This is a genomic window from Gallibacter sp. Marseille-QA0791, from assembly GCF_965119705.1.
GTDB classification, from domain to species: domain Bacteria; phylum Bacillota; class Clostridia; order Peptostreptococcales; family Anaerovoracaceae; genus Lentihominibacter; species Lentihominibacter excrementipullorum.
The window spans coordinates 2,322,087-2,348,102 of sequence record NZ_CBCPMH010000001.1; the positions used below are offsets into that span (position 1 = coordinate 2,322,087).

The window sequence follows — 26,016 nt, forward strand, 5'->3', positions numbered from 1 at the left end:
AAAAGCCAGGGAGGGCAGATATGAGATATGATTTTGACGAGATTATAGACAGGCGGGGAACCAATGCGGAGAACGTTGAGGGCTTCAGGTCATATATGTTTTCCGATGACCCCGATATGAAATTGCCTGTGGCTGACGATGAGCTGATAAGAATGTGGGTGGCCGACATGGATTTCGCGGTGGCTCCTGAAATACGCGAAGCCGTCAAGGCGCGGGTGGATCGGAAGATACTGGGCTATACCAGTGTTTTCGACAGCGGATATCACGACGCTTTTTCAGGCTGGTGCAAACAGCGGTATGGATGGGATTTTCCACAGGAACAGCTGGTTTTTTCTCAGGGAGTGGTCCCGGCTCTTTACGAGCTGACAGAGGACATGACGGGTCCGGGGGATAAGATATTGTTCCTGTCGCCCGCGTACGGGCCTTTCAAATACGCTTGCAGGAGGAGCGGAAGAGAGCCTGTGTTTTCTCCTCTCGTCGAGATGGAAGATGGATTCAAGGTGGATATGGAGGACTTTGAGGCCAAAGCTTCGGATCCGGATGTCAAGCTGGTGATATGGTGTAATCCTCACAATCCGACGGGCAGGGTCTGGACTGAGGAAGAGGCTCAGGCAGTGGCCGGGATAGTGGAAAGGAACAGGCTGTGGATCATTTCCGATGAGATACATTGCGACCTTACGAGAAAAGGTCAGCAGCATACCCCTATGGGAAAGGTGATGGCAGATTATGAGAAGCTGGTGACCTGCATGGCTGCCAGTAAGACCTTCAATCTGGCGGGAACTATGTTTTCCAATATAATAATACGGGATGAAGCTCTTCGGAAGACCTTCGTAAGGAACGATAAGTTGGGCGGGATGGTCAACCCTCTGTCACTGGAAGCCTGTAAAGCTGCTTATGAGAAGGGCGGATCGTGGCTTGAGGAGCTGAGAGGATATCTGGATGATAATTTCACTTTCGCTGTGGACTTCATAAGGGAAAACATGCCAGGTGCTGTCTGCCGCATTCCGCAGGCTACATATCTTCTGTGGGTGGATATGAGGGCGTGTCTTCCGGATATCGCGACAGCTTCAGCTGCATCCGGCGGAGCCGGACTTTCCCGATTCTTCGCGGAAAAGGCGGGAGTGCTGGTGGAAAGCGGCAACAGGCTGTTCGTGGACAATGCTGAGGGATTCATCAGAGTAAATCTGGCGGCTCCAAGAGCTGTGGTCGGGGAAGGTCTGAAGAGAATGGCCAAAGCCGTGGCGGAACATCAGAAAATATCAGCGCGATGATATTTATGCAGGAGGTGCAGCGGCAGCGCCGGACAAACCCGATACGATACGCAAAGCTGTTTCTTTCAGCTTGATAGAAGGAGGCGGCAAAGGTATAATGTTCACAGAAGAAGTCATTAGAAAGGTCAAACGGAGGAATGGATATGGATAACAACAAACGGCCTGAGACCATGGAGCGCATAACTACCCAGGCTCTGGCGGAGGCATTTATCGATGAAAAGGTAAAGGAAATAAAGGAACAGGTTGGAGACAAGAAGGTGCTGCTGGCTCTTTCCGGCGGAGTCGATTCGTCGGTGGTGGCTGCCCTGCTGATAAAAGCCATAGGGCAGCAGCTGGTATGCGTCCATGTAAACCATGGTCTGCTGAGAAAAGGTGAGCCGGAACAGGTGATCGAGGTCTTCAGGGATCAGATGAACGCTAATCTTGTCTATGTGGATGCGGTGGATCGTTTCCTGGAAAAGCTGGCAGGAGTGGAGGAACCGGAGAAGAAGAGGAAGATAATCGGAGCTGAGTTCATCCGTGTCTTCGAGGAAGAAGCACGTAAGCAGGAAGGAATAGAGTTCCTGGCGCAGGGGACCATATATCCCGATATACTGGAGAGCGACGGCGTGAAGGCTCACCACAATGTGGGCGGGCTCCCTGATGATATGCAGTTTGAGCTGGTGGAACCGGTGAAGCTGCTCTACAAAGACGAAGTGCGCGTGGTGGGCGAGGCTCTCGGATTGCCTGATAATATGGTGTATCGTCAGCCATTCCCCGGCCCCGGTCTGGGCGTAAGGTGTACAGGAGCCATAACACGCGACAGACTGGAAGCCGTAAGGGAGGCTGATGCCATCGTGAGAGAAGAGATAGAAAAGATGGAAAGCCTGCCTTGGCAGTATTTCGTAGCCATACCTGATGTCAAATCCACCGGCATCAAGGATGGAAAGAGGTACATGGGTTGGGCGGCCGTGATCAGAGCTATCAATACAGTGGATGCTGTGACGGCGGAATCCGTGGAGATACCATTCGATATGCTGCGCCGTATGCGTGATCGCATAATCGCCGAAGTCCCGGGGATCAACAGGGTGCTGTGGGATATTTCCGATAAACCAGTTGCTACTATCGAGTGGGAATAAAATGAAACACCGTAAAAACCCAGTATTTATGCGGGTTGCAGAATGATTGACAAGCGGTTGTGTGGCAAAAGAAATCCATATTAGAAAGCCCTTAGCTGTGGGTAGTAACTCATAGCTAAGGGCTTTTTGTCGTCATTTTAATTTGTAATCATTTGGTGAGTTTTTCAACTGCTTCCTCCAAAGATGATACAAAAAATACATCCTTACCATTATTGCTCTCATAGATGAAGTCTTTTAATGGTTTGCTTGTGTAGTGTGAATAGTCACCGTAAATAGCAATACGACCACCGTAATTGACAAACTTTTGTAATATCTCTCCAGCCAGTCCCGTACTGAGGACAAAGAAATCCTCTGTAATAAGCTGTTTGGAAATTACGATATTTTTCGTTCCGATATCGTAATTTGCACTCATTACCAAATCAAGTGCTGATTGGGTGTCCGTAATAACTGTATTTTCGCAATTTACTAACGCACAAAGAGTGTCTTTATTTTCAATTTTACTTAAATTCATATAGATGTTCCTTTCGATTAGTCTTGTAATTTGTCTTTGAATGCTTCGACGAATGCGTCGCTTAACTCCTGCGAAGGGACTTTCGCCCAGATTTGTGTGGTATCGAACTTCGGATAGTAATAACGCCAGTTGTCGTATTCTTCCCTGCTGATTTCACCGGCAGAGAGCTTGTCCGCCTGCTTCGCTGACGGTCAGCACATAAACATCTTCAGGGGCAAATAAGGTGTACGCGATACTCATAGCCGCTACCACCTTGCTTGTCGTGGTTTACATCATGCTCAACGTTTTCAGGAAAAGACAGGGATAAGATGGCACTCATCCTACAGGGGGCGAGATAGCCGAAGACAAAGACCAGGTCACGTCACAGCCTGTTCTTATCTCCCCATTCACACATCCCGTCCAGGATCGGAATCAGAGACTTGCCTCGCTCCGTCAGACTGTATTCCACCTTTGGCGGTATCTGAGGGTATTCCTCACGGTGGACAAGTTGGTCAGCTTCCAGCTCTTTAAGGGTGGAGCTGAGGGTCTTGTAGGAAATCCCGCCGATATATTTTTTCATCTCGTTGAAACGTACGACACCGAATTCCATCAGGGTGTAGAGTATCGTCATCTTGTATTTCCCGTTTATCAGCGAAAGGGTATAGCTGAAGCCGGTCGTTCCAAGGCTTTCGTTGGAAATGCATCGTTGTCCCATTTTGCACTCTCCTTTAGATAAGTATATAACTTAAATATAAGTACCTCACTTAAATGTGCGTACTTGATTAATAGATTGCTCTTGCTAAAATTATAGTATCGGAAACAGAGAAAGTCAAATCTGTAAAGGACAAGCCGTTTGCCTGGGATGGATATGCCCGGCTCGATACGGCAGCTGAATAGAAGGAGGAAAATCCAATGAGTAAAAAAATCGTGATATTGAACGGAAGCCCCCGCAGGAAGGGAAATACGTCCGCGCTGGTGAAATTCTTTACGGAAGGAGCGGAAAGCGCAGGACATACGGTCATTGAATTTTTCCTGGACAGTATGGATATCCACGGATGCAAAGGATGCTTCGGCGGCCACAGCAGCCAGGAATGTCCATGCGTCCAGAAGGACGATATGATCAAGATATATCCGGCCGTGAAGGATGCCGACGTGGTAGTGCTGGCTACGCCGCTCTATTACTGGAACATGAGCGGCCAGATAAGAACCGCTGTAGACAGACTGTTTGCCCTCGAAGAAGGTGATGGTAATTTCCTTCGTGGAAACGGCAAGGCATCGGCTCTGCTGATGGCGGCGGAAGGCCACGGCTTTGAAGACGTGCTCACCTACTATGACCACCTGATGGAACATCTGAAGTGGGAAAACCTGGGTCACGTTCTGGCCGGAGGCAACATGGACACGGGAGATATAGACGGAAAGCCGGAGATACAGCAGGCTTACCGGCTGGGAAAGTCCATAAAATAAGCGAAAAAGAGCCCGCTGCATGCGCGGCGACAAGCCCTCAGGCAGTATGAAAACTGACCGGGGGCTTTTATATTGGCGCCGGATCATCACCCGGGCATTGGACTGTAGCTGCATTTTGTTATCATGCCTTGATTGTCGATAATGCGGATATTTATATCTACAAACACCGCTTAAACCATAAACTGTACATTTAAAAAAATATAAAAATGCATATTTTTCAAATAACAAAAAAGCGATACAATTTATGGAGCGATATCATTGATAAGGAGGCTTTTATATGGAAAACAGAAAGATAACGTACATGGTCTATACGGCGCTGATGGCGGCACTCATCTTTGTGGCCACATATCTGATAAAGATACCGAACCCGGCCACGGGAGGGTACAGCCACATGGGCGACTGCATGATATTCATCGCGGTGGTGATGCTGGGGCGACGGAACGGAAGCATGGCGGCGGCCATCGGAGGGGCTCTTTCGGATCTGCTGGCGGGAGCCGCCGTATGGGTACTGCCGACGTTGGTGATAAAGTTCCTGATGGCGTTCATCATGGGGACGGTGATAAGTAAAGACCCGCTGAGTCACAGAAAGCAGCTGGAAGGCGCGGTCATCGGAGGGGTATTCCAGGTGGCAGCGTACACCCTGGCGAAAATCGCGCTGATAGGCACGGGCCCCGCGCTTCTTTCCATCCCAAATGTCACCATACAGACGACCATAGGCATCGTACTGTTCGTCGTAATCGCCCGTGTGCTGACGAGACATATTTCACCGCTGCACGCTGACGGAAGGAGGTAAGATGATGAAGAAGATAGATGCACATGCCCATATAGGATACATAGGAGGGTGGGCCGATGTTGGTATTACGGAGGAAGGGCTCATAGAGCAGATGGATCAGTTCGACATAGACAGGACTGCTCTCTGCTGCGAGGACAATCAGGTGACCCTTAAAGCCATGGAGGATTTTCCGGGAAGGTTCATCGGGTGTGTATATGTAAATCCTCTTAAGGAAGACGCCGTCAGCTTGATAGAGAGCTACGCCGGGCAGGGGTTCAGCGCGGTGAAGCTCAATCCACTGAGGCACGCATACTGTGCGGATGGGGAAATAGTCGACCCCGTCATGGAAAGGGCGGAAAGGCTGGGGCTACCGGTATGTATACACAGTGGTCATCCTCCCTATTCATTGCCGTGGCAGATCGGTCTTCTTGCTGAGAGACATCCTGATGTCAAGGTGATGATGATACACATGGGACACGGCCATGGCGTATATATTGACGCGGCGCTGAAGATGGCGAGAAAATTTCCCAATATATATCTGGAAATGTCCGGCATGCCTATGCCGTCGAAGATAAGGGAGGCTTACGAGACTGTCGGCAGGGACAGGATAATGTTCGGCACGGACACGCCTTTTCATCATCCCAGCGTGGAGCTGCAGAAGGTACTGGTCAGCGGAGTAGACGAGGAGGGACTGGAAAGGATACTGTATCGCAACGCCAGGGACTTCTTCGATATCCAATGAGACGTTTCCACATCCAATAAGATCTCGTAGTATTGATTGTTGACAACCGATACCCCCATAGGTATAATATACATATACCCCCATAGGTATAAAAAGGCTGTGACCGCAGCCGTGACTGAGTCGTGTCCGCGGCTGATACTGCGATCGCAGCGGTGGCTGTGACTGTAGCCGCGGTTCCGGGTACGGCTGGCAAGGCCGAGTGGGGGAGAATGACAAGTAAACAAAAATGCAGCAATGAAAAAACGAAACGGTGGAAATCGTGGAAAGAGGTTCGGTATGGATAAAGCGATCGAGAAAGTCGAGCAGTTTATGGAGCTGGGCGGCACAAGGAAGGAGATAGTTCTGCTGGTGATATCGGGCATTTCGCTGGTTATAAGCATTTTCGACCTGGTGCCGCTTCCCTTCGATGCGGCGTGGGTGGCCATAATACTCTGCGGAGTACCGATTATAATAGAGGCCATCATAGGGCTTATCACCGCCTTCGACATCAAGGCTGATGTGCTGGTTTCCATGGCTCTGGTGGCAGCTGTGTGTATCGGGGAGGATTTTGCCGCGGGAGAGGTAGCCTTCATCATGCAGATAGGAGCGCTGCTGGAGGACCTGACGGTAGCGAAGGCCAGAGCCGGCATAGAGAAGCTGGTGCACCTGACTCCTCAGACTGCCAGAGTGATGAGGAACGGGACGGAAGAGGTAGTGCCTGCTGAGCAGGTGAAGGTGGGAGACATGATAAGAGTACTTCCCGGCGAAACGGTGCCTGTAGATGGTGTCATCGTTTCGGGGCAGACCTCGGTAAATCAGGCCGTGATGACGGGAGAATCGCTGCCGGTAGACAAATCGGCCGGCGATGAGGTCTCCAGCGGGACGGTGAACCAGTTCGGTGCCTTCGAGATGAAGGCTACAAGGGTCGGAGAGGACAGCTCCATACAGCGGATGATAAAGCTGGTGCAGTCGGCCGATGCCGGCAAAGCCAAGATAGTCAGCCTGGCCGACAGATGGGCTACATGGATAGTGATCATTGCGCTGACTGCGGCGGCTGTAACGTGGGCAGTGACGGGAGAGATAATAAGGGCAGTGACGATCCTGGTAGTGTTCTGTCCATGTGCGCTGGTACTGGCTACACCGACAGCCATCATGGCAGCCATAGGCAATGCTACGAAGCACGGCTTCCTGGTCAGGGAGGGTGATGCATTGGAACGGCTGGCCAGAGTCTCCAGGATAACCTTCGATAAGACCGGGACCCTTACCTACGGGACACCGGAAGTGACAGAAGTACATAGCGTGCTGGAAGGAGTGCCCGATGAACAGCTGTATTCGATGGTGGCTGCTGCGGAGCAGTTCTCGGAGCATCCGCTGGGAAAGGCCATATTCTCCTGCTGCATGAAAACAGAGAGTGAAGAAGGCCGTGAAGGAAGCCTGAAGGCCAGAAAGGTGGAAGGTTTCACAATGATACCGGGGCAAGGCGTGAAGGCTGTCATCGATGGGAAAAAGGTGGCGGCCGGTAATGTCAAGCTGATATCAGCGGAGGATATCACCGTCACCGGTGACATTGCGAGAGCGGCGGGAAAGCACATCTCGGAAGGCTCCACCGTCATCCTGGCAGCTATAGATGGAGAGATGGCCGGTTATATAGTTCTGTCGGACACGGTGAGAGAGGAGAGCCGGGATATGATAACACGGCTGAAGGCGCTGGGAGTAGAGCCGGTGCTGCTTACAGGTGACAACAGGAACGCGGCGGACAACATCGCCGGACAACTGGGAATCAGTGAGATCCATTCCAATTGCATGCCGGAAGACAAGCTCAATGATATAGACGCATATCAGAAGAACAGCAGCGATGTCTGCATGATAGGAGACGGCATCAACGATGCGCCGGCGCTGAAAAAAGCCAATGTGGGGATTGCCATGGGAGGCGTTGGCAGCGATATCGCCGTGGATGCGGCTGACATCGCGCTGGTAGACGATGAGATCAAGGAGCTGCCTCATCTGGTGGCGCTGGCTAAACGGATGATGACGACCATAAAGCTGAACCTGTCCTTTTCCATGGGCCTCAACTTCCTGGCTATCATCCTGGCTATAACGGGAGTGATGGGGCCGGTCGTGGGAGCACTTGTCCATAATGCCGGTTCAGTGCTGGTGATAATCAATTCATCGCTGTTGCTGAAATGGAAAAGAAGATAGGCGAGTCGCTATCGTGAGATTTACAGGCTTTGCTGCCGAATTTTCGGGGAAGAGAGATAATCCGGCAATAAAAACACAAGACGTTGCCGGATTTCAGAAAAGTAAAGAGAATTTGGCAGGAAAAAGGAAAAAACATCCATAAAATCGAGAAGCGACAGAGAAATATTTGAAAATCCGCGCCGGGAAAACTGTTTAAAGTAAAAATCCGGCAAGCTGCTGCCGAATCTCAAGCGACAGTGAAAAATCCGGCAACAAAGTCTGTCGGCGTTGCCGGATCTCAACGGAATCCTTAAAATCCGGCAGATTTGCCGGGAAGGGCGGGAAACCTGCCGGATGATGAAGCACAATGAAAACCGATGAGAATAGATGACAAAAAAGGGGCTGCACATCGTCATACTTGACGACATGCAGCCCTTTGCTGTTGGTGGAAAATCAATCTCTGTAATTTTTCCTCGCAGTATAGTGGGTATGGAGAAGCTGATGAGCCTTGCTTCCGTTGGCCATGCCCAGGAAGTTCTTGTACAGCTTTTTAACGGCAGGGTTGTTGTGGGATTTCCTGATATATGTATTTCTGTCTTCTCTGTACAGTCCCTTGGCTCTCTCTTCCTTGATATCTATCCAGTTTCGGACGTCGGAGAGCTGGAGCGGCTGGCCGCCTCCGTTTATGCAGCCTCCCGGACAGGCCATGATCTCGACGAAGTGGAATTCTTCGCCGGCTTTTATGGCATCCATCAGTTTCCTGGCGTTGCCGAGGCCGTGGGCCACTGCGGCTCTTATGTTGAGATCGTTGATGGTGATGGTAGCTATCTTGATACCCTCAAGGCCGCGGACGTCTTCGTATTCGAAGTTATCGGCGGAGCTTCCCGTCAGGATATCCGATACGGTCCTGAGAGCCGCTTCCATCACGCCTCCCGTGGTTCCGAATATTACGCCGGCTCCCGATGCGCCTCCGAACGGAGCGTCGAAATCGCTGTCACCCAGATCAGGGAAGTCGATACCGGAGTCGTATATCATCGTGCCCAGCTCTCTCGTCGTTATGACGATGTCCACGTCGGCCAGGCCGTCCACCTGCATTTCAGGCCTTCCCGCCTCGAACTTCTTAGCGGTGCAAGGCATTACGGAGACTACTACGATGTCCTTCGGATCAAGTCCGTTCTGTTCTGCGTAGTAAGTCTTGAGAATAGCTCCGAACATCTGATGAGGTGATTTACATGTGGACAGATTATCCAACATATCCGGATAATTGTGTTCGCAGAACTTTATCCAGCCCGGCGAGCAGGATGTGATGAGTGGCAGCTTGCCGCCTCCGCGTATCCTGTCTATCAGCTCGGCTCCTTCCTCCATGATGGTCAGGTCGGCTCCCGTATCGGTGTCGAACACCTTGTCGAAGCCCAGCATCCTCAGGGCCGTTACCATTTTACCGGTAACAGGAGTACCGATAGGCATATCGAAATCCTCACCCAGGGCTACCCTTACGGCAGGAGCTGTCTGGGCGATGACGTGCTTTGTCGGATCGTATATGGCCTCCCATACTCTGTCGATGTCATTCTTTTCGTGAAGGGCGGCGACAGGACATACATTGATACACTGTCCGCAGTTGACACATGGTGTGTCTTTGAGGGACATGTTGAACGGTGACGCTATCTGCGTATTGAAGCCTCTGTTGATGACGTCGATCACTCCTACTGTCTGTATGTTCTTGCAGACGCTGACGCATCTTCTGCACAGGATGCATTTGTTAGGATCTCTTACGATGGAAGGGCCGATGTCCAGCGGCAGTTTTTTGCTTTCTCCCTCAAATCTCACTTCTCCCACCGACAGTTTGTTAGCCAGAGCCTGGAGTTCGCAGTCCATCCAGCTTCTGGAGCAGGTCTGGCATCTGGCGTTGTGGTTGGAGAGTATCAGCTCCAGGTTCACCTTTCTTGCCTCCATTACCTTAGGAGTGTGGGTGAAGACCTCCATCCCTTCCGAGACAGGATGGACGCAGGCAGCCTGCAGCGCTCTGGCTCCCTTCACCTCAACGACGCACATACGGCAGCAGCCGATCTCGCTGATATCCTTGAGGAAACAGAGGGTAGGGATGGTTATGTTTACCTCTTTGGCTGCCTCCAGGATCGTATAGTTTTCCGGTACATAAAGGTTTATACCGTCTATGGTTATGTTTACTTTATTCATGTTATGCGGCCTCCTTCACATTACGCGTTCTTCATTATTGACTTGAACGGACACTTCTCCATACAAACGCCACACTTGATACACTTGTCCTGATCGATGACGAATGGGGTATCCTTGTCGCCCGATATCGCGCCCACAGGGCAGTTCTTCTTACAGATGCTGCAGCGCTTGCAGATGCTGTCGAATATGACATACTGTACCATGGATTTGCAGACGCCGGCTGGACATTTCTTGTCCACAACATGGGCCATATATTCGTCCTTGAAGTATCTCATGGTGGAAAGCACAGGGTTAGGAGCCGTCTGGCCCAGTCCGCAGAGGGCGGACGCCTTTATGTTCCTGGCCAGGACTTCCAGCTTTTCCAGATCCTCTACCTGTCCCTTACCTTCTGTGATACGCGTTACGATCTCCAGCATCCTCTTGGTGCCTATCCTGCAAGGAGGACATTTGCCGCAGGATTCATCGACGGTGAATTCAAGGAAGAACTTGGCCAGGTCCACCATGCAGGTGTCCTCGTCCATTACGATGAGACCGCCGGAACCCATCATGGAGCCCAGAGCTATCAGCGAATCGTAATCTATAGGAGTGTCCAGCTCGGAAGCCGGGATGCAGCCGCCGGAAGGGCCGCCTGTCTGAGCCGCTTTGAATTCCTTGCCGTTAGGGATACCGCCGCCGATGTCGTATATTATCTCACGCAGTGTGGTCCCCATAGGGATTTCCACCAGACCGGTGTTGTTTATTTTGCCGCCCACAGCGAATACTTTGGTTCCCTTTGATTTTTCCGTGCCGATGCTTGAGAACCACTCGGCTCCCCGGAGGATTATCATAGGGATATTGGCGTAAGTTTCCACGTTGTTGAGGATGGTAGGCTTGCCGAAGAGCCCTTTTACGGCAGGGAACGGAGGTCTTGGCTGCGGTTCTCCTCTGCGCCCTTCCACCGATGTCATGAGGGCCGTTTCTTCTCCGCATACGAAGGCTCCGGCGCCCAGCCGCACGTCCAGATCGAAATCAAATCCGGTGCCGAAGATATCCTTGCCCAGCAATCCGTATTCCTGAGCCTGCTTTATGGCTATGGTGAGTCTTTCCACGGCGATAGGATATTCGGCTCGCACGTATACATATCCCTGATTGGCACCGATGGCGTATCCGGCTATGGCCATGGCTTCTATAACAGAGTGGGGATCTCCCTCCAGCACCGATCTGTCCATGAACGCTCCCGGATCGCCTTCATCGGCATTGCAGCATACATATTTCTGTGCCACCTGCTGGTCTGCGGCAAAGCTCCACTTGACCCCTGTAGGGAATCCACCGCCGCCTCTTCCTCTCAGGCCTGAATCCTTTATCGTATCTATGACATCCTCCGGCTCCATCTCTGTCAGGACTTTTTCCAGAGCCGAATAACCGTCTCTCGCTATGTACTCGTCTATATTTTCGGGATTGATGGCTCCGCAGTTTCTCAGCGCCACTCTCATCTGTCTGGAGAAGAAGTCCACGTTTTCCAGCGCGTTCTCTATCTTTTCAGCTTCTTTGTCGCCGGCCAGCAAACGTCTTACGGGTTCGCCCTTCATGATATGGCTGTCGAAGATCTCGTTGACGTCCTCCGGCTGTACCAGCGTGTACATGATATGCTCAGGATAGAACATAACGATGGGACCTTCAGCGCAGAGACCGAAGCAACCGGTCTTTACGACTTTGATATCGTTCTCCAGTTTGTTTATCTTTATCAGGCTCTCCAATCCGTCTATTATCTTCATGGAATTGGAAGACGTACAGCCTGTACCTCCGCAGACCATTATGTGCATCTTACCGCCTGTCGCCGTAGGCTCAGCGTCAGGGTTTACACGGATCATCAGGTCAGCCTGTTTTTCCTTTCTTATCTTATCGATATCCGAAATGCTCTTTATCATCGCTATTACCTCCTAAAGTTTATCGAACTTGTCTATGATGCCGTCGACATCGTCGGGAACCAGTTTACCGAAGACTTCGTCATTGATGGTCACCACCGGAGCCAGGCCGCAGGCTCCTATGCATCTGCAGGCGTCCAGAGAGTATTTGCCGTCGTCGGTACATTCGCCCACGTCGATGGAAAGTCTGGTCCTGAATTTGTCGAGGATGTCGTTGGCTCCCTTGACGTAACAGGCCGTACCCATACAGACGTTGATCTGATATTCTCCTTTAGGATTGATCGAGAATTGTGTGTAAAAGCTGACTACGCCGTATACCTCCGCGAGAGGGATATTGAGCTTTTCCGCTATGTCGCGCTGTACTTCCAGAGGAAGATAGCCGTATACTTCCTGGGCCTCATGGAGTACAGGAATGAGGGCGCCCTGAGTGTCCTTGTACTTAGCGATTATAGCATCCAGTTTTTCCGCTTTTTCTTTCGCGTCGGCACACATGGTGCAATTGTTGCTCATGCAAAACTCCTTTCACTCTTTTGTAAAATTCCGATAATTGTGATTAAAATAACTATTTTTATAATATCGTTGGAATAGATATTCTGTCAATACGTGTGAAAAAAATATCGGTGTTTTTTTGCTGATACAATTTACAAATTTGTTGCCTCCATTAAAGATTTTGTTACTGACATTTGATATAATAAAGGCGATCACAGCCGAGAAGGCTTGAAATTACAGTAAAGATGAAGATAAGGACGGAACCGATATATGAACAGGAATTATAAACAGGCTATAAGCTATCCTTATACGATGATGTATGAGGAGATCTACAAGGCCGCCAGGAATAATCCGGAAGGGGCCGCCTATGAATTCCAGGGAAAGAAGACCAGATATCTGGAATTCGTAAGGAAAATAGAACTGGCCGCGGCTGCTTTTGCTGTCGCGGGAGTCGGTGCAGGCGACCGTGTGACTATCTGCATGCCTAACACACCTCAGGCTGTGGACAGCTTTTACGCCCTCAACAGGGTGGGGGCGATACCGGTCATGATACATCCTCTTTCGGCGGTGGAAGAGATAAAGTTTTATCTTTCCAAGACAAACAGCAGGTTTGTACTGACGTTGGACATGTTCTACGAAAAGGTGAGGAAGGCGGCAGACGATACAGGGATGCCGGTCAAGGCGATAGTGGCGGATATAAAGGATGAACTGCCTTTCCCCAAGGACAAGCTCTATCCGTTGACGGTAAAGGGCAAGGTGAAGATAAAGTATGACGGGGAAAGGGCTGTAAAGTGGAAAGATTTCATCAGGGCGGGGAAGAAAAGGAACGCTGCTGATGAACCTCACAGGAAATACGACGATGTGGCGGTGATACTGTTCAGCGGAGGGACTACCGGTAAGACCAAGGCCATACAGCTGACAAATCTCAACATGAACGCTTTGGCGCTGCAGACAGGATCGGCAGCCGGATTTTCGCTGGACGGGCTGAGGATGTTATCGGTGATGCCTCTTTTTCACGGGTTTGGCCTGGGTATCGGCATCCATACGGCGCTGGTCCACAGCGGGACATGTATACTGGTACCCCAGTTTTCGGTGGAAACGTACGCGACTCTCATAAAGAAGGAAAAGCCCAACGTATTGCCGGGAGTGCCTACCCTTTTTGAAGCGCTTCTCAGGACGAAGGGCCTTCAGGGGTTCGATATGTCCTTCATCCGGGGCATGTTTTGCGGAGGCGACTCATTGTCCATAGAGCTCAAGAAAAAGGTGGATCAATTCCTCAGAGAGCATAATTCTAAAATACAGATAAGAGAAGGATATGGGACTACCGAGTGTGTTACCGCCAGCTGTCTGACACCTCAGGATTACTATAAGGAAGGAAGCATAGGCGTGCCTTTCCCCGATACGTATTACAAGATAGTGAAGGTAGGGGCCAACGAGCAGCTGCCGCCTAACAATGACGGCGAGATATGCATAAGCGGGCCTACGGTGATGAAGGGATATCTGGACGATGAAGAAGAGAACCGGAAGACTCTCAGGCAGCATGGAGATGGTCGTGTATGGCTCCACACAGGGGATCTGGGGATGATGGACGAGGAAGGGTTCGTCTACTTCAGACAGAGACTCAAGAGGATAATAATCGTATCAGGATATAAGATATATCCATCACAGGTAGAAAATGCCATAGATGCGCATCCCGACGTAATGTATTCCTGTGCCATAGGTGTGCCGGACAAGTATAAGATGCATAGGGTAAAGGCATTTGTCGTCCTGAGAGAGGGCGTGGAGCCTGATGACAGGATAAAGGAAGAAATACTGGAAAACTGCCGCAAGGAAGTCTTCAGGTTCGGTGTGCCTTCAGAGATAGAGTTCCGAAAGGAGCTGCCGAAGACTCTGGTGGGGAAGGTGGCCTACAGAGTCTTGGAGGAGGAAGTGAATGAGGGCATCGACTGATATGGAAAACAAAGAGTATGCCGGAATGACGGGGAAAACAGAGAGAGCGGAAAGCGAGCGTAAGAAACGGGGCGACAGGAAAGACGGTGTATGGCTCAGAGATATGGACGGATTCCATGCCATAATGCCCCATCTGATGCCTCAGCGCTGCGAATCGGAGGTATATATAGAGGAAACTATAGATGTTACGGAGATGATGCGGTACATAGAACGCCGCAATAAAGAAGGCCTTCCATATAAGCTGACGCCTTTCCATGTGATGGTAGCGGCCGTGGCCAAGCTCATATACCACAGGCCCAAGCTCAACATATTCATCTCAGGAAAGCGGTTTTACCAGCGTAAAAAGATGACGCTGGCCTTTGTAGTGAAAAGAAAATTTGAGGATGAGGCTGAGGAATCGCTTCTGATCATGGAAGTGAATGGCGACACTACGTTGGACATGATCAGCAGAAAGATAGTCGGAGACGCCGATCAGGTGAGGAAAGAGGGCGGGAATGATATAAACGACCTGTTGGACAAGCTGGCCAGATTGCCCAGATGGGTCATGCGCCTGGCCATGTGCGGGTTCAGGTTCCTGGACTTCCATGGATGGATGCCGGAGAGTATATGCCGGGGAGACAGCAATTATGCCACTGTGCTTCTGTCCAATCTGGGGAGCATCAAGTGTAACGCGGCATATCATCACCTGAATAATTATGGGACCAATTCACTGGTAGTGACCATAGGGAAGATACACAAGGAGCAGGTGACAGATGAAAACGGCAATGTCAGGATAAGGGATGTGGTGGCGTTGGGAGCCACGGCCGACGAGCGGATAGCTGACGGCTTTTATTTCGCCAAGTCCCTGCGGCTGCTGGAACAGATACTGGCACAGCCTCAATCGCTGGAGGAGCCTGTGAAGATGGATATAGATCAGGGACAGCAGTAGGCAGGGATCAGGAGAAGCTGTATCATGGATCCAGTTTTTTCATGACGGAATCACAGGCGGCGCATGCGGAGGAATAGGCAAACTGCAGGCTGTAGCCACCTGTGACAGCATCGATATCCAGGGCTTCCCCGATGATCATCAGTCCGGGGAGGCCTTTCGCTTCCATAGAGGAAGTATTTATCTGTGATAATTCGATGCCTCCACATGTGGTCATGGCTCTGCCGAATCCTTCCGTTGATGATATTTCAAAGGTGTCGCCGGTGAGAAGGGCTGCCAGCTTTTTCAGCGAAGGACCGCAGCGCTCAGTCATCATCCGGCAGAATCTCTTTGGCAGAGAGAATTCTTCCGCTGCGATGTTGGTGATATCGGCGCTGTTACCTTTGACTGCGCTGTTGAGGCGATCCAGGACATGACGAAAGTCTGCCGGATGGAGGTAATTTATCATCAGTATACGGCCGGGCGAAGCATATTTGGAGATGTTGAGGACAGCTGGTCCGGAAAGATCTCCATGGGTCAGCAACAATCCTCCTGTTTCCATGGCTAGTCGTTTTTCATTTTCCCATATGGAGACACAGGCGTTGGCGAAGGAGATCCCTGACAGTTCACCGTAAGGATAAGAGGTGACTTTCACAGGAACGAGGGCAGGCTTCAGCTGGGTGTGACGGAGATCCAGATCTCTTTCCATCACCGGGAACATGGAGCCGTCGGAGCCTGTGGAGGGATAGGAGCAGCCGCCGGAAGCGATGATGAGACACTTCCCTGTGAATGTGGAATTTCCGGCGCGGACAGACCAGCCGCCGGGGATTTTCTTCATGTGACTTGCCGGACGTTCATACTCTATTGTGAAGCCGTTTTTCCGTGATGCGTCCAGCAGCGCTTCCAATATGTCCTTTGCGGACATGGACGCGGGAAAGACTTTGCCATCTTCCCGGACGACGGTCTTCACGCCCATGCTTTCGAGGAAGCTGATGAGCTCCCGGTTATTGTGGCTGTAGAGGCATTTTCTGATTTTGGTACCGTTTTCGCCGTAGCATTTCAGAAAATCCTTGATCGAACCGCTGTGAGTAACGTTGCAGTGGCCGCTGCCGCTCATCAGCAGCTTGGTGCCGGGCCTGCCGGTCTTCTCCAGTATGAGCCCGCTGACAGGACGCGGCATGGACGCGGCGCAGAAAAGGCCGGAAGCGCCGGCTCCGATTATGATGCAGTCGTATATCATGGTAAATCATCCTTATGTTATTATTTATAGTAACGTTATTGTAACACGGATATGGGCTCAGCGGCTCTTTTTGGCGGAAAATACAGATAAATTCGGATATGCTGAAACTGATGGGAGGAAGATGTGAAGAAGGACATAGCTGGAATGATAAAACGGGCTGACAGGTTTAAGGTCATCCTGATAGGGGAAGGAATACTGGTAGGACTTGTGGCCGGAGCGGTGGTCATACTCTACAGGGTGGCTCTGGAATACGCCGGGATATGGAACGGGAAGATCCTTGAGTACGCATCGCAGGGCGCTGTCTTCATGGCGGCATGGATGGCAGTGCTGGCCGCTATGGCTGTTGCTGTGGGAAAGCTGACATCCTGGGAGCCTATGATATCCGGAAGCGGTATCCCCCAGGTGGAAGGTGAAGTAGTCGGAAAGCTGAGTCAGAACTGGATAAGGGTGATAGCAACAAAATTCATCGGAGGCTTCATATGCATGCTGGCCGGGTTGGCTCTCGGAAGAGAGGGCCCGTCCATACAACTGGGCGCCATGGCAGGCAAAGGCGTTTCACGGGGTCTGGACAGAGGAAAGACGGAGGAACACTTTCTCATTACATGCGGAGCCAGTGCCGGACTGGCGGCCGCGTTCCATGCGCCGCTGGCAGGTGTGATGTTTTCACTGGAGGAGATCCACAAGAATTTCTCTGTATCGGCCCTCACGTCGGTCATGACCGCCTCGTTGACGGCTGATATCCTCAGCACTATAGTGCTGGGAACCGATTCGGTGTTCAGATTCGAGATAGACTCGACGTTGCCAACAGGATATTATTGGATGATATTGATCCTGGGGCTCATCCTGGGAGCGCTGGGCGCGTTTTACAACTGGTTCACTCTTAAGGCTCAGGAGCTCTACGGTAAGATAAAGGTCGGCGGCAGCTGGCTGAAGATGATGATCCCTTTTATCTGTGCCGGTCTTCTGGGATTCACGTTCCCGGAACTTCTGGGCAGCGGCCACGATTTGATCACCCGGCTCACTCACACCGATATGATGCTGGGAACGATACTCCTCATATTGGCCGGGCGATTCCTGTTTTCGGCTGTGAGCTTCGGTTCGGGAGCGCCGGGAGGCATTTTCTTCCCGCTGCTGGTGACAGGCGGATATATAGGAGGAGCTTTTGCTGCCGCGGGCGTGGAATATTTCGGACTGGATCCCGTATATGTGAATAATTTCGTGCTGTTGTCCATGGCAGGCTATTTTGCGGCTATCGTCAGGGCACCGCTTACAGGGATAATCCTGATATTCGAGATGACGGGAAATCTGAACCATATGCTGTCCCTTTCGGTGGTGACGGTGGTCGCGTACATCACGGCCACCCTCATGGGTTCCAGACCCATATATGAGAGCCTGCTGGACAGATTTATGGAAAAGCACGGGCCTGCGGACGGCATGGGAGAAGGTGTGAAGCAGAAGATACTTGACAGCTTCGTGGTGGCTAAAGGCTCAGAGCCTGACGGCAAGACGGTGAAAGATGTCTCGTGGCCCGACAACTGTTTGCTGGTGTCGATACAGCGGGGAAGTCAGGAACTGATCCCAAGGGGAAAGACAAGGCTGGCTGCGGGCGATATAGTCGTGACGATGAGTGACGAGAGAGATATGGCGGCCGTCCATGAGAAGATGGAGGCTCTTTGCGGAGATTTGATGAAAAGAGGGAACATATGAGATTGAGAGAGCTTTGTAAGGATATGAGATACAGGCTTATGCAGGGGAACGACGATGTGGAGGTAAGTGATATAATCTATGATTCACGGAAAGTGAAGCCGGCAGCAGCATTCGTGTGTATCGCAGGGGCGGTGACCGATGGGCACAAATTCATACCCGATGCCGTGGAAAAAGGCGTGTCGGTCATCGTTGCGGAACGTCCTGAGGAAACAGTTGCGGTACCGGAGGACGTGACAGTCATCCGGGTAGAGTCGGCCAGACGGGCGCTGGCGATCATGTCGGCAGCTTATTTCGGTCATCCCGCGGAGAAGCTGGTGACAATAGGGGTGACGGGGACCAAGGGGAAAACTACCACTACCTATATAATAAAAGATGTGCTGGAGCATGCCGGAAAGAAGACAGGGCTCATAGGTACTATCGCCGCGATCATAGGGGATGAGACAGTACCTTCCTGCAATACGACGCCGGAGTCCTACGAGATCCATAAGCTCATGGCCCGAATGGTGGAAAAGGGATGTCAGTACATGGTGATGGAGGTGTCGTCTCAAGGTCTTAAGCTGGACAGGACGGCGGGGATAAACTTCGACTACGGAGTCTTTACCAATCTTTCCCCGGATCATATCGGACCGGCGGAGCATGCCGATTTTGACGAATACCTCAGGTGCAAGAGCATGCTGTTCAGACAATGCGGGATCGGTATCTTCAACGTCGATGACAAGTATGCAGGGAGGATGATGGAAGGCCATACCTGCTCTGTAGTGACCTTTTCCGCGTCAGGTGAAAAGGAAGCGGATCTGAAGGGACATGACGTGGAGTTTCTCAACGAAGGAGGAAGACTTGGGATGAGCTTTTCCACGTCGGGGTCGATGGACAGTCGGGCCAGGATAAATATCCCCGGCATGTTTTCAGTCTACAACGCTCTGGCCACCATGGCCGTATGCAAATCCATAGGTATCGCCGATGACATGATATTGGCGGGACTGGATCACGTGCAGGTGGCAGGCAGAGTCGAGCCTGTGCCGGTCTCCGCCGATTTCAGCATGATAATAGATTACGCTCATAACGAGGTCAGCACAAGGAGTGTATTAGAGACATTGCGGCAATATGGGCCGTCAAGGCTCATCGCTTTGTACGGATGCGGCGGCAATCGTTCAAAGCTGAGACGATACGACATAGGTGAGGTAACAGGACAGCTGGCTGATTTGAGCATCCTTACCATGGATAATCCGCGGTTCGAGCAGGTGAAGGATATAAACGACGATATCAAGGTGGGCTTGGCCAAAAGCGGCGGCAAATACGTGGAAATAGAAGACAGGAAAGAGGCCATAGCTTACGCCATCACCCATGCCAGGGTGGGAGATATGATAGTCCTGCTGGGCAAAGGTCATGAGGATTACGTTGAGATCAGAGGGGTAAAGCACCATTTTTCAGAAAAGGAAGCGATATGGGAGATCGTTGGTGATATCAAGGCCGACAGATACCATATGGAAGACGATGGCATCAGATTTTTCTGATGCCGCAGGACTGAAAAGGAGCTGTGGCTTAAGCAATTCTTAAGGAACCCATCGCGCCCAATCGATGGCAATAACCTGCCCCGTATGATATAATTTCATCATTAAGGAGGCACAGGCCAGTGATACAGCTAAAGAACGTTTCGAAATACTACTACAGCAAGGGAATGATATCCAGCGGTATCTCCAAGGTAGACCTGACCCTGGAGATAGGCGAATTCGTAGTGATAACAGGTGAATCCGGCAGTGGTAAGACCACTCTCCTCAATGTCATATCAGGGCTGGACTCGTACGAGGAAGGGGAGATGTACATCGACGGGACGGAAACAAGCCATTACCGGGCATCGGATTTTGAGGATTACAGGAAGCGATATATCGGTAACATATTCCAGCATTATAATCTGGTGAACAGCTATACCGTCTATCAGAATATAGAGCTGATACTTCTTATAAACGGGTATTCGCGGGACGAGATAAAGCGCAGGGTGCCTGATATCATAAAGCGTGTCGGCCTGGAGTCTCACGCAGGGACGAAGGTATCCAAGCTGTCGGGCGGCCAGAAGCAGAGAGTATCCATAGCCAGGGCATTGGCGAAGGATACCGATATCATCGTCGCCGACGAGCCGACGGGTAACCTGGACAGCGTTTCCGCTGAAGGGATCGTTGAACTTTTGAGTGAGATCGCTCACGATAAGCTGGTGATAGTAGTTACCCATAATTATGACCAGTTCGCTGAATATGTCACGAGAAAGATAAAAATGCATGACGGCAGAGTCGTCGAGGATATCCGCCTAAAGGAAGACGAGGGTCTGCCAGCTTTTGCGGTGCTCAAAACAGAAGATGCCCGCAGAGAGCATATGGGCAGGGAAATGAGCGCGGCCAGCAAGTTAAGGCTCGGGGTGAGGAACACATTCAACATTTTCCCCAAGTTCATACTCATGCTGGCTGTTTTCATGTTCGTGGTCTTCGCTGTCACGTCCCAGTATACAGCCTTCCGAAATCAGGAAGCGGAGGAAGACAGGCTGGGATACAACGATTACTTTTATAACTACAGTGAAAATCGTGTCGTGCTGAAAAAATCCGACGGTTCAGCTTTTACAGGAGACGATTTGAACGCCATAAACAATGTGGCCAACGTGGAGACGGTGGCAGTAAACGATATACTGCTGGACACGCCTCTTTACATAGAAAATGAGGATACATTTTACGAAGCGTATCCGAGATCATTGAGAGAATTCGACGGGACATTGGTGACGGGCAGGATGCCGGAAGCCGATAACGAAGTGATCTTCACCGCTGTCCGGGACGAATTCGATGCCAACATGATAGAGGCGCTGATGGACAGGACCTTCCAGATAGATCTGGGAGAGGATACGGCGGTGAACCTGACTATCGTAGGTTTCGCATATAAGGAGACGAACGATGGTGTGTTCACTTATACAGGAGAGCTTTTTGCCACAGATCAGATGATCAGCACGATATTGACCGAGACTTACAGCTACAACAGCACGGTGACGACGCTTGTAAACGGCAAGGAACAGCAATATGTGGAAGGCAATTCCTTCTACAGGATCGTCCCCAACAGTCGTGTGGCGGCAGGCCAGGCTTTCGTAGCCGAAGAGCTGAATAATTTTTATGATGAAAATGACGGAGTGAGAGGTAAGACCATCACCGTGACGGCCAGCAACATACTGTACACTCAGTCCGTAGACCTTACCGTATCAGAAGTATATACAAGCCGGACCTTCGAGTCCATAACGGGTATTGCCGATTATGAAAGCCATAACGGCACCATATATGTAAGTCCGGACGATTACGCCGCTCTTTTCGCAAAAGGAAATTATCAGGCATCCGTTTACGTGAGAGACGTGGATGACATGGCTCATACCCTGGAAGCTCTGGAAGCTATGGGATACACTACTCTGCCGCTGAAGGATACTCTAATAAGTATGTTCAGCGATCTCACGTCGATAATACGTGTCCCGATAACAGTAGTGGTGATAGTGGCGTTGTTCTTCATCGCCTATTTCGTCATAAGGCTCATCCTCAGGTCAAGGACATCCTATTTCAGCATTCTCAGGATGCTGGGCCTGGCCCGGCGGAACATAAGGCGGATACTCGACGTGGAAATGCTGCTGACGGTAAATATAGCTTACGCTATCTTTCTTCTGTGCGTCATACTGGTAAATAAAGGATTCATCAATATACAGTATATAGCCGATATGGTGGCATATATAGGCGCGGTCGATTACGTGATCCTATACGCCGTCATGATAGTGATGGCATATCTCATCTCGGGCAAATTCGCCAGGAATCTGTTTAAGAAGACTGCTATGGGCGCCTACAGAGAGGAGGAATGATCATGTTAAAGCTGGAGCATGTTAACAAATATTTCAACAAAAATAAGAAAAACGAGATCCACGTGATAAATGAGACTTCTCTCCACATGGAAGGCAAGGGACTGGTAGCGCTGCTGGGGCCCAGCGGATGCGGGAAGACCACTCTCCTCAATGTCATAGGCGGGCTGGACAAGGTAAACAGCGGACAGATCTTTGTCAATGGCCAGAGGATAACGGGAAGGCTTTCCCATACAGTGGACAAGATAAGGAACCTCAATGTCGGGTATGTGTTCCAGAATTATAACCTGGTGGATAACATGACCGTATTCGACAACGTAGCGATCGCTCTCAGGATGGTAGGGGTAAAGGATAAGAAAGAAATAGAAGAGAAGGTCAACTACGTCCTGGAGAAGGTAGGGATGTACAGATACAGGAACCGGTACGCCGATATGCTGTCGGGAGGAGAGCGTCAGCGGGTAGGCATAGCAAGAGCTATCGTGAAAAATCCCGCTGTGGTGATAGCTGACGAGCCTACGGGTAATCTGGACAGCCGCAACACCCTTGAGGTGATGAATATAATAAAAGAGATCTCGGAGGAAAAGCTGGTGATACTGGTCACCCATGAGGAAGAGCTGGCTGATTTCTACGCCTCCAGAATAATAAAGCTGCTGGATGGAAAAGTCATTTCCGACGAAGTGAACGACAGCGCGGAAGGCCTGGACTATCGAGTGGAAAACAAGATATATCTCAGGGATATAAAAGAGCATAAGCGGATAAACAGCGGAAGATACAATATAGATTTTTACAATGACAGCGGAGACGAATTGAAGCTGGATATTGTCGTGAGGAACGGCAATATATACGTGAAGACCAAGTCCGAGGGGACAAAGGTGGAAGTGGTGGACAGCGACTCCAGCGTGGAGCTGGTGGATGCGCATTATACCAGGATCACAAAGGATGAAAATCAGGAGAGGAGTTTTGATTTGACGAAGCTGGAGGCGAAAGGGACCCGCAAATACAGATCCATCGTAAATCCGGTATCTATGTTCGTCAACGGCTTTAAAACAGTGATGAACTACAATACGCTGAAGAAGATCCTTCTGATAGGATTCCTGATATCTTCCGTCTTCATCACTTATTCCATAAGCAATATATTCGGCGTCATGAACATCACGGACGATGAATTCGTGACGGTGGACAAGTCGTATCTGCGGCTTGTGAGCAAGAATACCGATGTGGATACATACCTTCAGTACGAGAACGATCCCCGCTTCAGTTATGTGATGCCGGGAGATTCCCGCATAAGTCTGCAGATGCCTCTGGACGATTATTTCCAGACCCGGTACGCGTTGGCTCTCATAAAAGGATCGCTGTCGGATTATACGAAGCTGACCGCGACTGATATAGTGTATGGGAGACTGCCGGAGAACAGCAATGAAATAGTAGTCGACAGGATGATATTGGAGCAGGTGATAGATACCCAGACGACGACTACTGCGGGATATGGGACTGTCAGAAGTTTCGTCGGCGGAGATATACCTGTAAATAATATGGAAGATCTGGTCATAGTGGGGATAAGCGATATGCAGAGCCCGTGCATATACGCTTCACAGGATATGTTCATAAATATCCTGGCAAATACGGGAAGTGGTGACGGTGTCATGTCCGAAGGGGAGACGACTGCCGCAACGACCCTCATAGACTATACGCTGAAGACATCGGACGTCAGTCTGGTGAGAGGAAGCTGGCCTGCCGGCGATTATCAGGTGGTAGTCAACGAGAAATACAGGGAGAGCATGCCTCAGGGCAGGGAGATATCCCAGAAGGTCAACGGCAGGAATCTTACTGTGGTGGGATATTACTCCGATAGATATGACAGTGATTTCATGTTGATCAATAACAATACTTTGAAGTATGATTTGATAAAGAACAAGACAGATGTCACTCTCTGCCCTGTAGACAAGTCGGAAACGTTCTCACAGCTCAAGGCGGAGAATATAAATGTCAGGGATACATATGCCGAAAGCGAAGCCCAATACAAGGAGCAGATGTGGTCTTCCATATTTTCCACCATTGTGGTGTCAGGAGTCATACTGATAATCTCGTTTATCGAGATATACCTGATAATAAGGGCCTCATTCCTTTCAAGAGTCAAGGAGGTGGGCGTTTACAGGGCTATAGGCGTCAAGAAGAGCGATATATACAGGATGTTCACCGGAGAGATATTCGCAATCACTACCATCGCCAGTCTTCCGGGATTTGCATTGATGGCATATTGTCTCTATCAGCTTTCGCAGATGGGGACTTTCGGAGAACTATTTCTGGTGACGCCGGCCGTGCTGGCTCTGTGTCTGATATTGATATACGGGTTGAATCTGATATTCGGACTGCTGCCGGTTTTCCGTACTATAAGGAAGCGTCCTGCGGCTATCCTCAGCAGGACAGATGTAAACTGAACAGACTTTCCTCCGGGGAATGACGCGCCGGTATTCTGACAGATCGGAGCGCTTTATTGAAGCAGTTGGTCTATAGCCTTTTGCAATGTGCTTTCATCGAGAGCTCCCTGGGCCTGAGATACGATATTGCCTTCGGCGTCTATAAAATACGTGGCGGGGATGGAGTAAACGCTGTAAGCGGAAGCCCCTTCCCCGTCGGTATCGTAATATACCGGAAAGGAATATCCTTCCGATTCGATATAAGACGACGCTGTATCGACGGTCTCGCTGTCTCCTGTCAGGTTTACCATCATGAACTGTATCTCATTCCCATATTCTTTATACATCTTATCGAAATGAGGCATTTCGCTTCTGCATGGAGAGCACCAGCTTGCCCAGAAGTTGATTATTACAGGGCGGCCTTTCATGTCGGAGAGGCTGACGCTGTTTCCTTGCTGATCGGTAACAGTAAAATCGACGGCTGGGGATGAGCTTTCTCCAATAGAGCTGTGCTCAGTCCTGCTGCCCAGGAAATTGTACAGGACAACAGCTGCCGCTATGACGATGACGAGAAGTAATAATATTTTCAAGGAGTTCCTTTTCTTTTCCATGATATACCTCCAAATAGGCTTAACTTAAAAAGGTGAGCAGTCTATCCATAGCCCCGAAAGCCATCAGTATGCCTGTCGCTATCAGCAGACAGCCGCATATGGTGTTTATGATGCGATAATGATCTTTTATGAAAGAGAAGGCTGATTTGAGCCTGTCGATCAGTAAAGCGCTGATGACGAATGGGATGCCGAGTCCGGCGGAGTATAAGAGAAGCATGATGGTGCCGGCCAACATATGGCCTTGTTGCGAAGCCAGCATGAGAGCGGATCCAAGGAACGCCCCGACACAAGGAGTCCAGCCGACAGAGAAAATTATACCCAGCAGTGCTGACGAGAAAAAGCCAAGATTTTCCGTCCTGGCTGAAAAGGCTGTTCCCCGGAATATGTTTATCCTGAATACGCCCAGGAAGCACAGACCAAAGAATATGACTACCAGGCCGGAGACGATGTTGACAATAGTCTGATGCTCTGTCAGAAAGCTGCCGACGGTTCCGGCCAGCGCGCCCATAGCCGTGAAGATGACAGTAAAACCAAGGACAAAGCCCAGCGCATTTTTCAATGTGGTGCCTGGGCCTCTTTCCCCACCGCAGGCGAAGTAGGTCACATATATGGGAAGCATAGGCAGCAGGCAGGGAGATATAAATGTTATGATACCTTCTAGGAAGGAAACGATGTATTGCATGATGGATCCTCCTGTTTTTTTTCAGTATAACCGA

20 protein-coding genes are annotated in these 26,016 nt (G+C 50.5%); 12 read left to right on the plus strand and 8 right to left on the minus strand.

Going from position 1 to position 26,016, the window contains the following annotated elements; all coding sequences use genetic code 11:
• The first annotated feature begins 20 nt into the window (after positions 1-20).
• Together ACQY69_RS10700 and guaA are read left to right on the plus strand one after the other, a co-directional pair.
• Positions 21-1,271 carry a MalY/PatB family protein gene (locus ACQY69_RS10700; protein ID WP_428260508.1) on the plus strand — a complete coding sequence of 417 codons (1,251 nt, stop codon included), beginning with the start codon at positions 21-23 and terminating at the stop codon, positions 1,269-1,271.
• Positions 1,272-1,441: 170 nt separating this feature from the next.
• Positions 1,442-2,389 (plus strand): glutamine-hydrolyzing GMP synthase, encoded by a 948-nt coding sequence (guaA, locus tag ACQY69_RS10705; protein ID WP_428261052.1) that lies wholly within the window; start codon positions 1,442-1,444, stop codon positions 2,387-2,389.
• A gap of 148 nt (positions 2,390-2,537) precedes the next feature.
• Here guaA and ACQY69_RS10710 read toward each other — a convergent pair whose 3' ends face one another.
• Positions 2,538-2,900 carry a DUF4180 domain-containing protein gene (locus ACQY69_RS10710; protein ID WP_428260509.1) on the minus strand — a complete coding sequence of 121 codons (363 nt, stop codon included), beginning with the start codon at positions 2,898-2,900 and terminating at the stop codon, positions 2,538-2,540.
• Positions 2,901-3,261: 361 nt separating this feature from the next.
• Positions 3,262-3,594, minus strand: coding sequence for a winged helix-turn-helix transcriptional regulator (locus ACQY69_RS10715; RefSeq protein ID WP_428260510.1), 333 nt, complete (start codon positions 3,592-3,594; stop codon positions 3,262-3,264).
• 197 nt (positions 3,595-3,791) lie between these two features.
• Between ACQY69_RS10715 and ACQY69_RS10720 the strand changes: the two genes are divergently transcribed.
• The 4 genes from ACQY69_RS10720 (at position 3,792) to ACQY69_RS10735 (ending at position 8,035) form a co-directional block, all read left to right on the plus strand.
• Positions 3,792-4,343 (plus strand): flavodoxin family protein, encoded by a 552-nt coding sequence (locus tag ACQY69_RS10720; RefSeq protein WP_428260511.1) that lies wholly within the window; start codon positions 3,792-3,794, stop codon positions 4,341-4,343.
• 277 nt (positions 4,344-4,620) lie between these two features.
• Complete coding sequence (locus ACQY69_RS10725; protein WP_428260512.1) at positions 4,621-5,136, plus strand: ECF transporter S component; 516 nt, start codon at positions 4,621-4,623, stop codon at positions 5,134-5,136.
• A 4-nt stretch (positions 5,137-5,140) separates the two neighbouring features.
• On the plus strand, positions 5,141-5,857 hold the full coding sequence (locus ACQY69_RS10730; protein ID WP_428260513.1) for an amidohydrolase family protein: 717 nt from the start codon (positions 5,141-5,143) through the stop codon (positions 5,855-5,857).
• Positions 5,858-6,133: 276 nt separating this feature from the next.
• A complete protein-coding gene (locus tag ACQY69_RS10735; protein ID WP_428260514.1) occupies positions 6,134-8,035 on the plus strand; it encodes a heavy metal translocating P-type ATPase in 1,902 nt (633 codons plus the stop codon).
• 432 nt (positions 8,036-8,467) lie between these two features.
• On the opposite strand, the gene ACQY69_RS10740 is transcribed toward ACQY69_RS10735, so the two are convergent.
• The 3 genes from ACQY69_RS10740 to ACQY69_RS10750 all read right to left on the minus strand — a co-directional run bounded on the left by ACQY69_RS10740 (position 8,468) and on the right by ACQY69_RS10750 (position 12,624).
• Complete coding sequence (locus ACQY69_RS10740; protein ID WP_428260515.1) at positions 8,468-10,210, minus strand: NADH-dependent [FeFe] hydrogenase, group A6; 1,743 nt, start codon at positions 10,208-10,210, stop codon at positions 8,468-8,470.
• Between the two features lie 20 nt (positions 10,211-10,230).
• Positions 10,231-12,060 carry an NADH-quinone oxidoreductase subunit NuoF gene (nuoF, locus tag ACQY69_RS10745; RefSeq protein ID WP_428261053.1) on the minus strand — a complete coding sequence of 610 codons (1,830 nt, stop codon included), beginning with the start codon at positions 12,058-12,060 and terminating at the stop codon, positions 10,231-10,233.
• A gap of 69 nt (positions 12,061-12,129) precedes the next feature.
• Positions 12,130-12,624 carry an NAD(P)H-dependent oxidoreductase subunit E gene (locus ACQY69_RS10750; protein WP_428260516.1) on the minus strand — a complete coding sequence of 165 codons (495 nt, stop codon included), beginning with the start codon at positions 12,622-12,624 and terminating at the stop codon, positions 12,130-12,132.
• A 249-nt stretch (positions 12,625-12,873) separates the two neighbouring features.
• Here ACQY69_RS10750 and ACQY69_RS10755 point away from each other — a divergent pair, with 249 nt between their 5' ends.
• Entirely contained in the window at positions 12,874-14,553 is a 1,680-nt protein-coding gene (locus ACQY69_RS10755; protein WP_428260517.1) for an AMP-binding protein, read from the plus strand.
• On the plus strand, positions 14,537-15,481 hold the full coding sequence (locus ACQY69_RS10760; protein ID WP_428260518.1) for a 2-oxo acid dehydrogenase subunit E2: 945 nt from the start codon (positions 14,537-14,539) through the stop codon (positions 15,479-15,481). Before ACQY69_RS10755 ends, ACQY69_RS10760 begins: the two co-directional genes overlap by 17 nt.
• A 22-nt stretch (positions 15,482-15,503) precedes the next feature.
• Here ACQY69_RS10760 and ACQY69_RS10765 read toward each other — a convergent pair whose 3' ends face one another.
• Positions 15,504-16,697, minus strand: a complete 1,194-nt coding sequence (locus tag ACQY69_RS10765) for an NAD(P)/FAD-dependent oxidoreductase (RefSeq protein ID WP_428260519.1) — start codon at positions 16,695-16,697, stop codon at positions 15,504-15,506.
• Positions 16,698-16,820: 123 nt separating this feature from the next.
• Here ACQY69_RS10765 and ACQY69_RS10770 point away from each other — a divergent pair, with 123 nt between their 5' ends.
• The 4 genes from ACQY69_RS10770 (at position 16,821) to ACQY69_RS10785 (ending at position 24,710) form a co-directional block, all read left to right on the plus strand.
• Positions 16,821-18,404 carry a ClC family H(+)/Cl(-) exchange transporter gene (locus tag ACQY69_RS10770; RefSeq protein ID WP_428260520.1) on the plus strand — a complete coding sequence of 528 codons (1,584 nt, stop codon included), beginning with the start codon at positions 16,821-16,823 and terminating at the stop codon, positions 18,402-18,404.
• Positions 18,401-19,918 carry a UDP-N-acetylmuramoyl-L-alanyl-D-glutamate--2,6-diaminopimelate ligase gene (locus tag ACQY69_RS10775; protein ID WP_428260521.1) on the plus strand — a complete coding sequence of 506 codons (1,518 nt, stop codon included), beginning with the start codon at positions 18,401-18,403 and terminating at the stop codon, positions 19,916-19,918. Before ACQY69_RS10770 ends, ACQY69_RS10775 begins: the two co-directional genes overlap by 4 nt.
• A 119-nt stretch (positions 19,919-20,037) precedes the next feature.
• Entirely contained in the window at positions 20,038-22,275 is a 2,238-nt protein-coding gene (locus ACQY69_RS10780) for an ATP-binding cassette domain-containing protein (RefSeq protein WP_428260522.1), read from the plus strand.
• A gap of 2 nt (positions 22,276-22,277) precedes the next feature.
• On the plus strand, positions 22,278-24,710 hold the full coding sequence (locus ACQY69_RS10785) for an ATP-binding cassette domain-containing protein (protein ID WP_428260523.1): 2,433 nt from the start codon (positions 22,278-22,280) through the stop codon (positions 24,708-24,710).
• 53 nt (positions 24,711-24,763) lie between these two features.
• On the opposite strand, the gene ACQY69_RS10790 is transcribed toward ACQY69_RS10785, so the two are convergent.
• Together ACQY69_RS10790 and ACQY69_RS10795 are read right to left on the minus strand one after the other, a co-directional pair.
• Complete coding sequence (locus ACQY69_RS10790) at positions 24,764-25,300, minus strand: TlpA family protein disulfide reductase (RefSeq protein ID WP_428260524.1); 537 nt, start codon at positions 25,298-25,300, stop codon at positions 24,764-24,766.
• A gap of 19 nt (positions 25,301-25,319) precedes the next feature.
• On the minus strand, positions 25,320-25,982 hold the full coding sequence (locus ACQY69_RS10795; RefSeq protein WP_428260525.1) for a cytochrome c biogenesis CcdA family protein: 663 nt from the start codon (positions 25,980-25,982) through the stop codon (positions 25,320-25,322).
• Between the last annotated feature and the right edge of the window lie 34 nt (positions 25,983-26,016).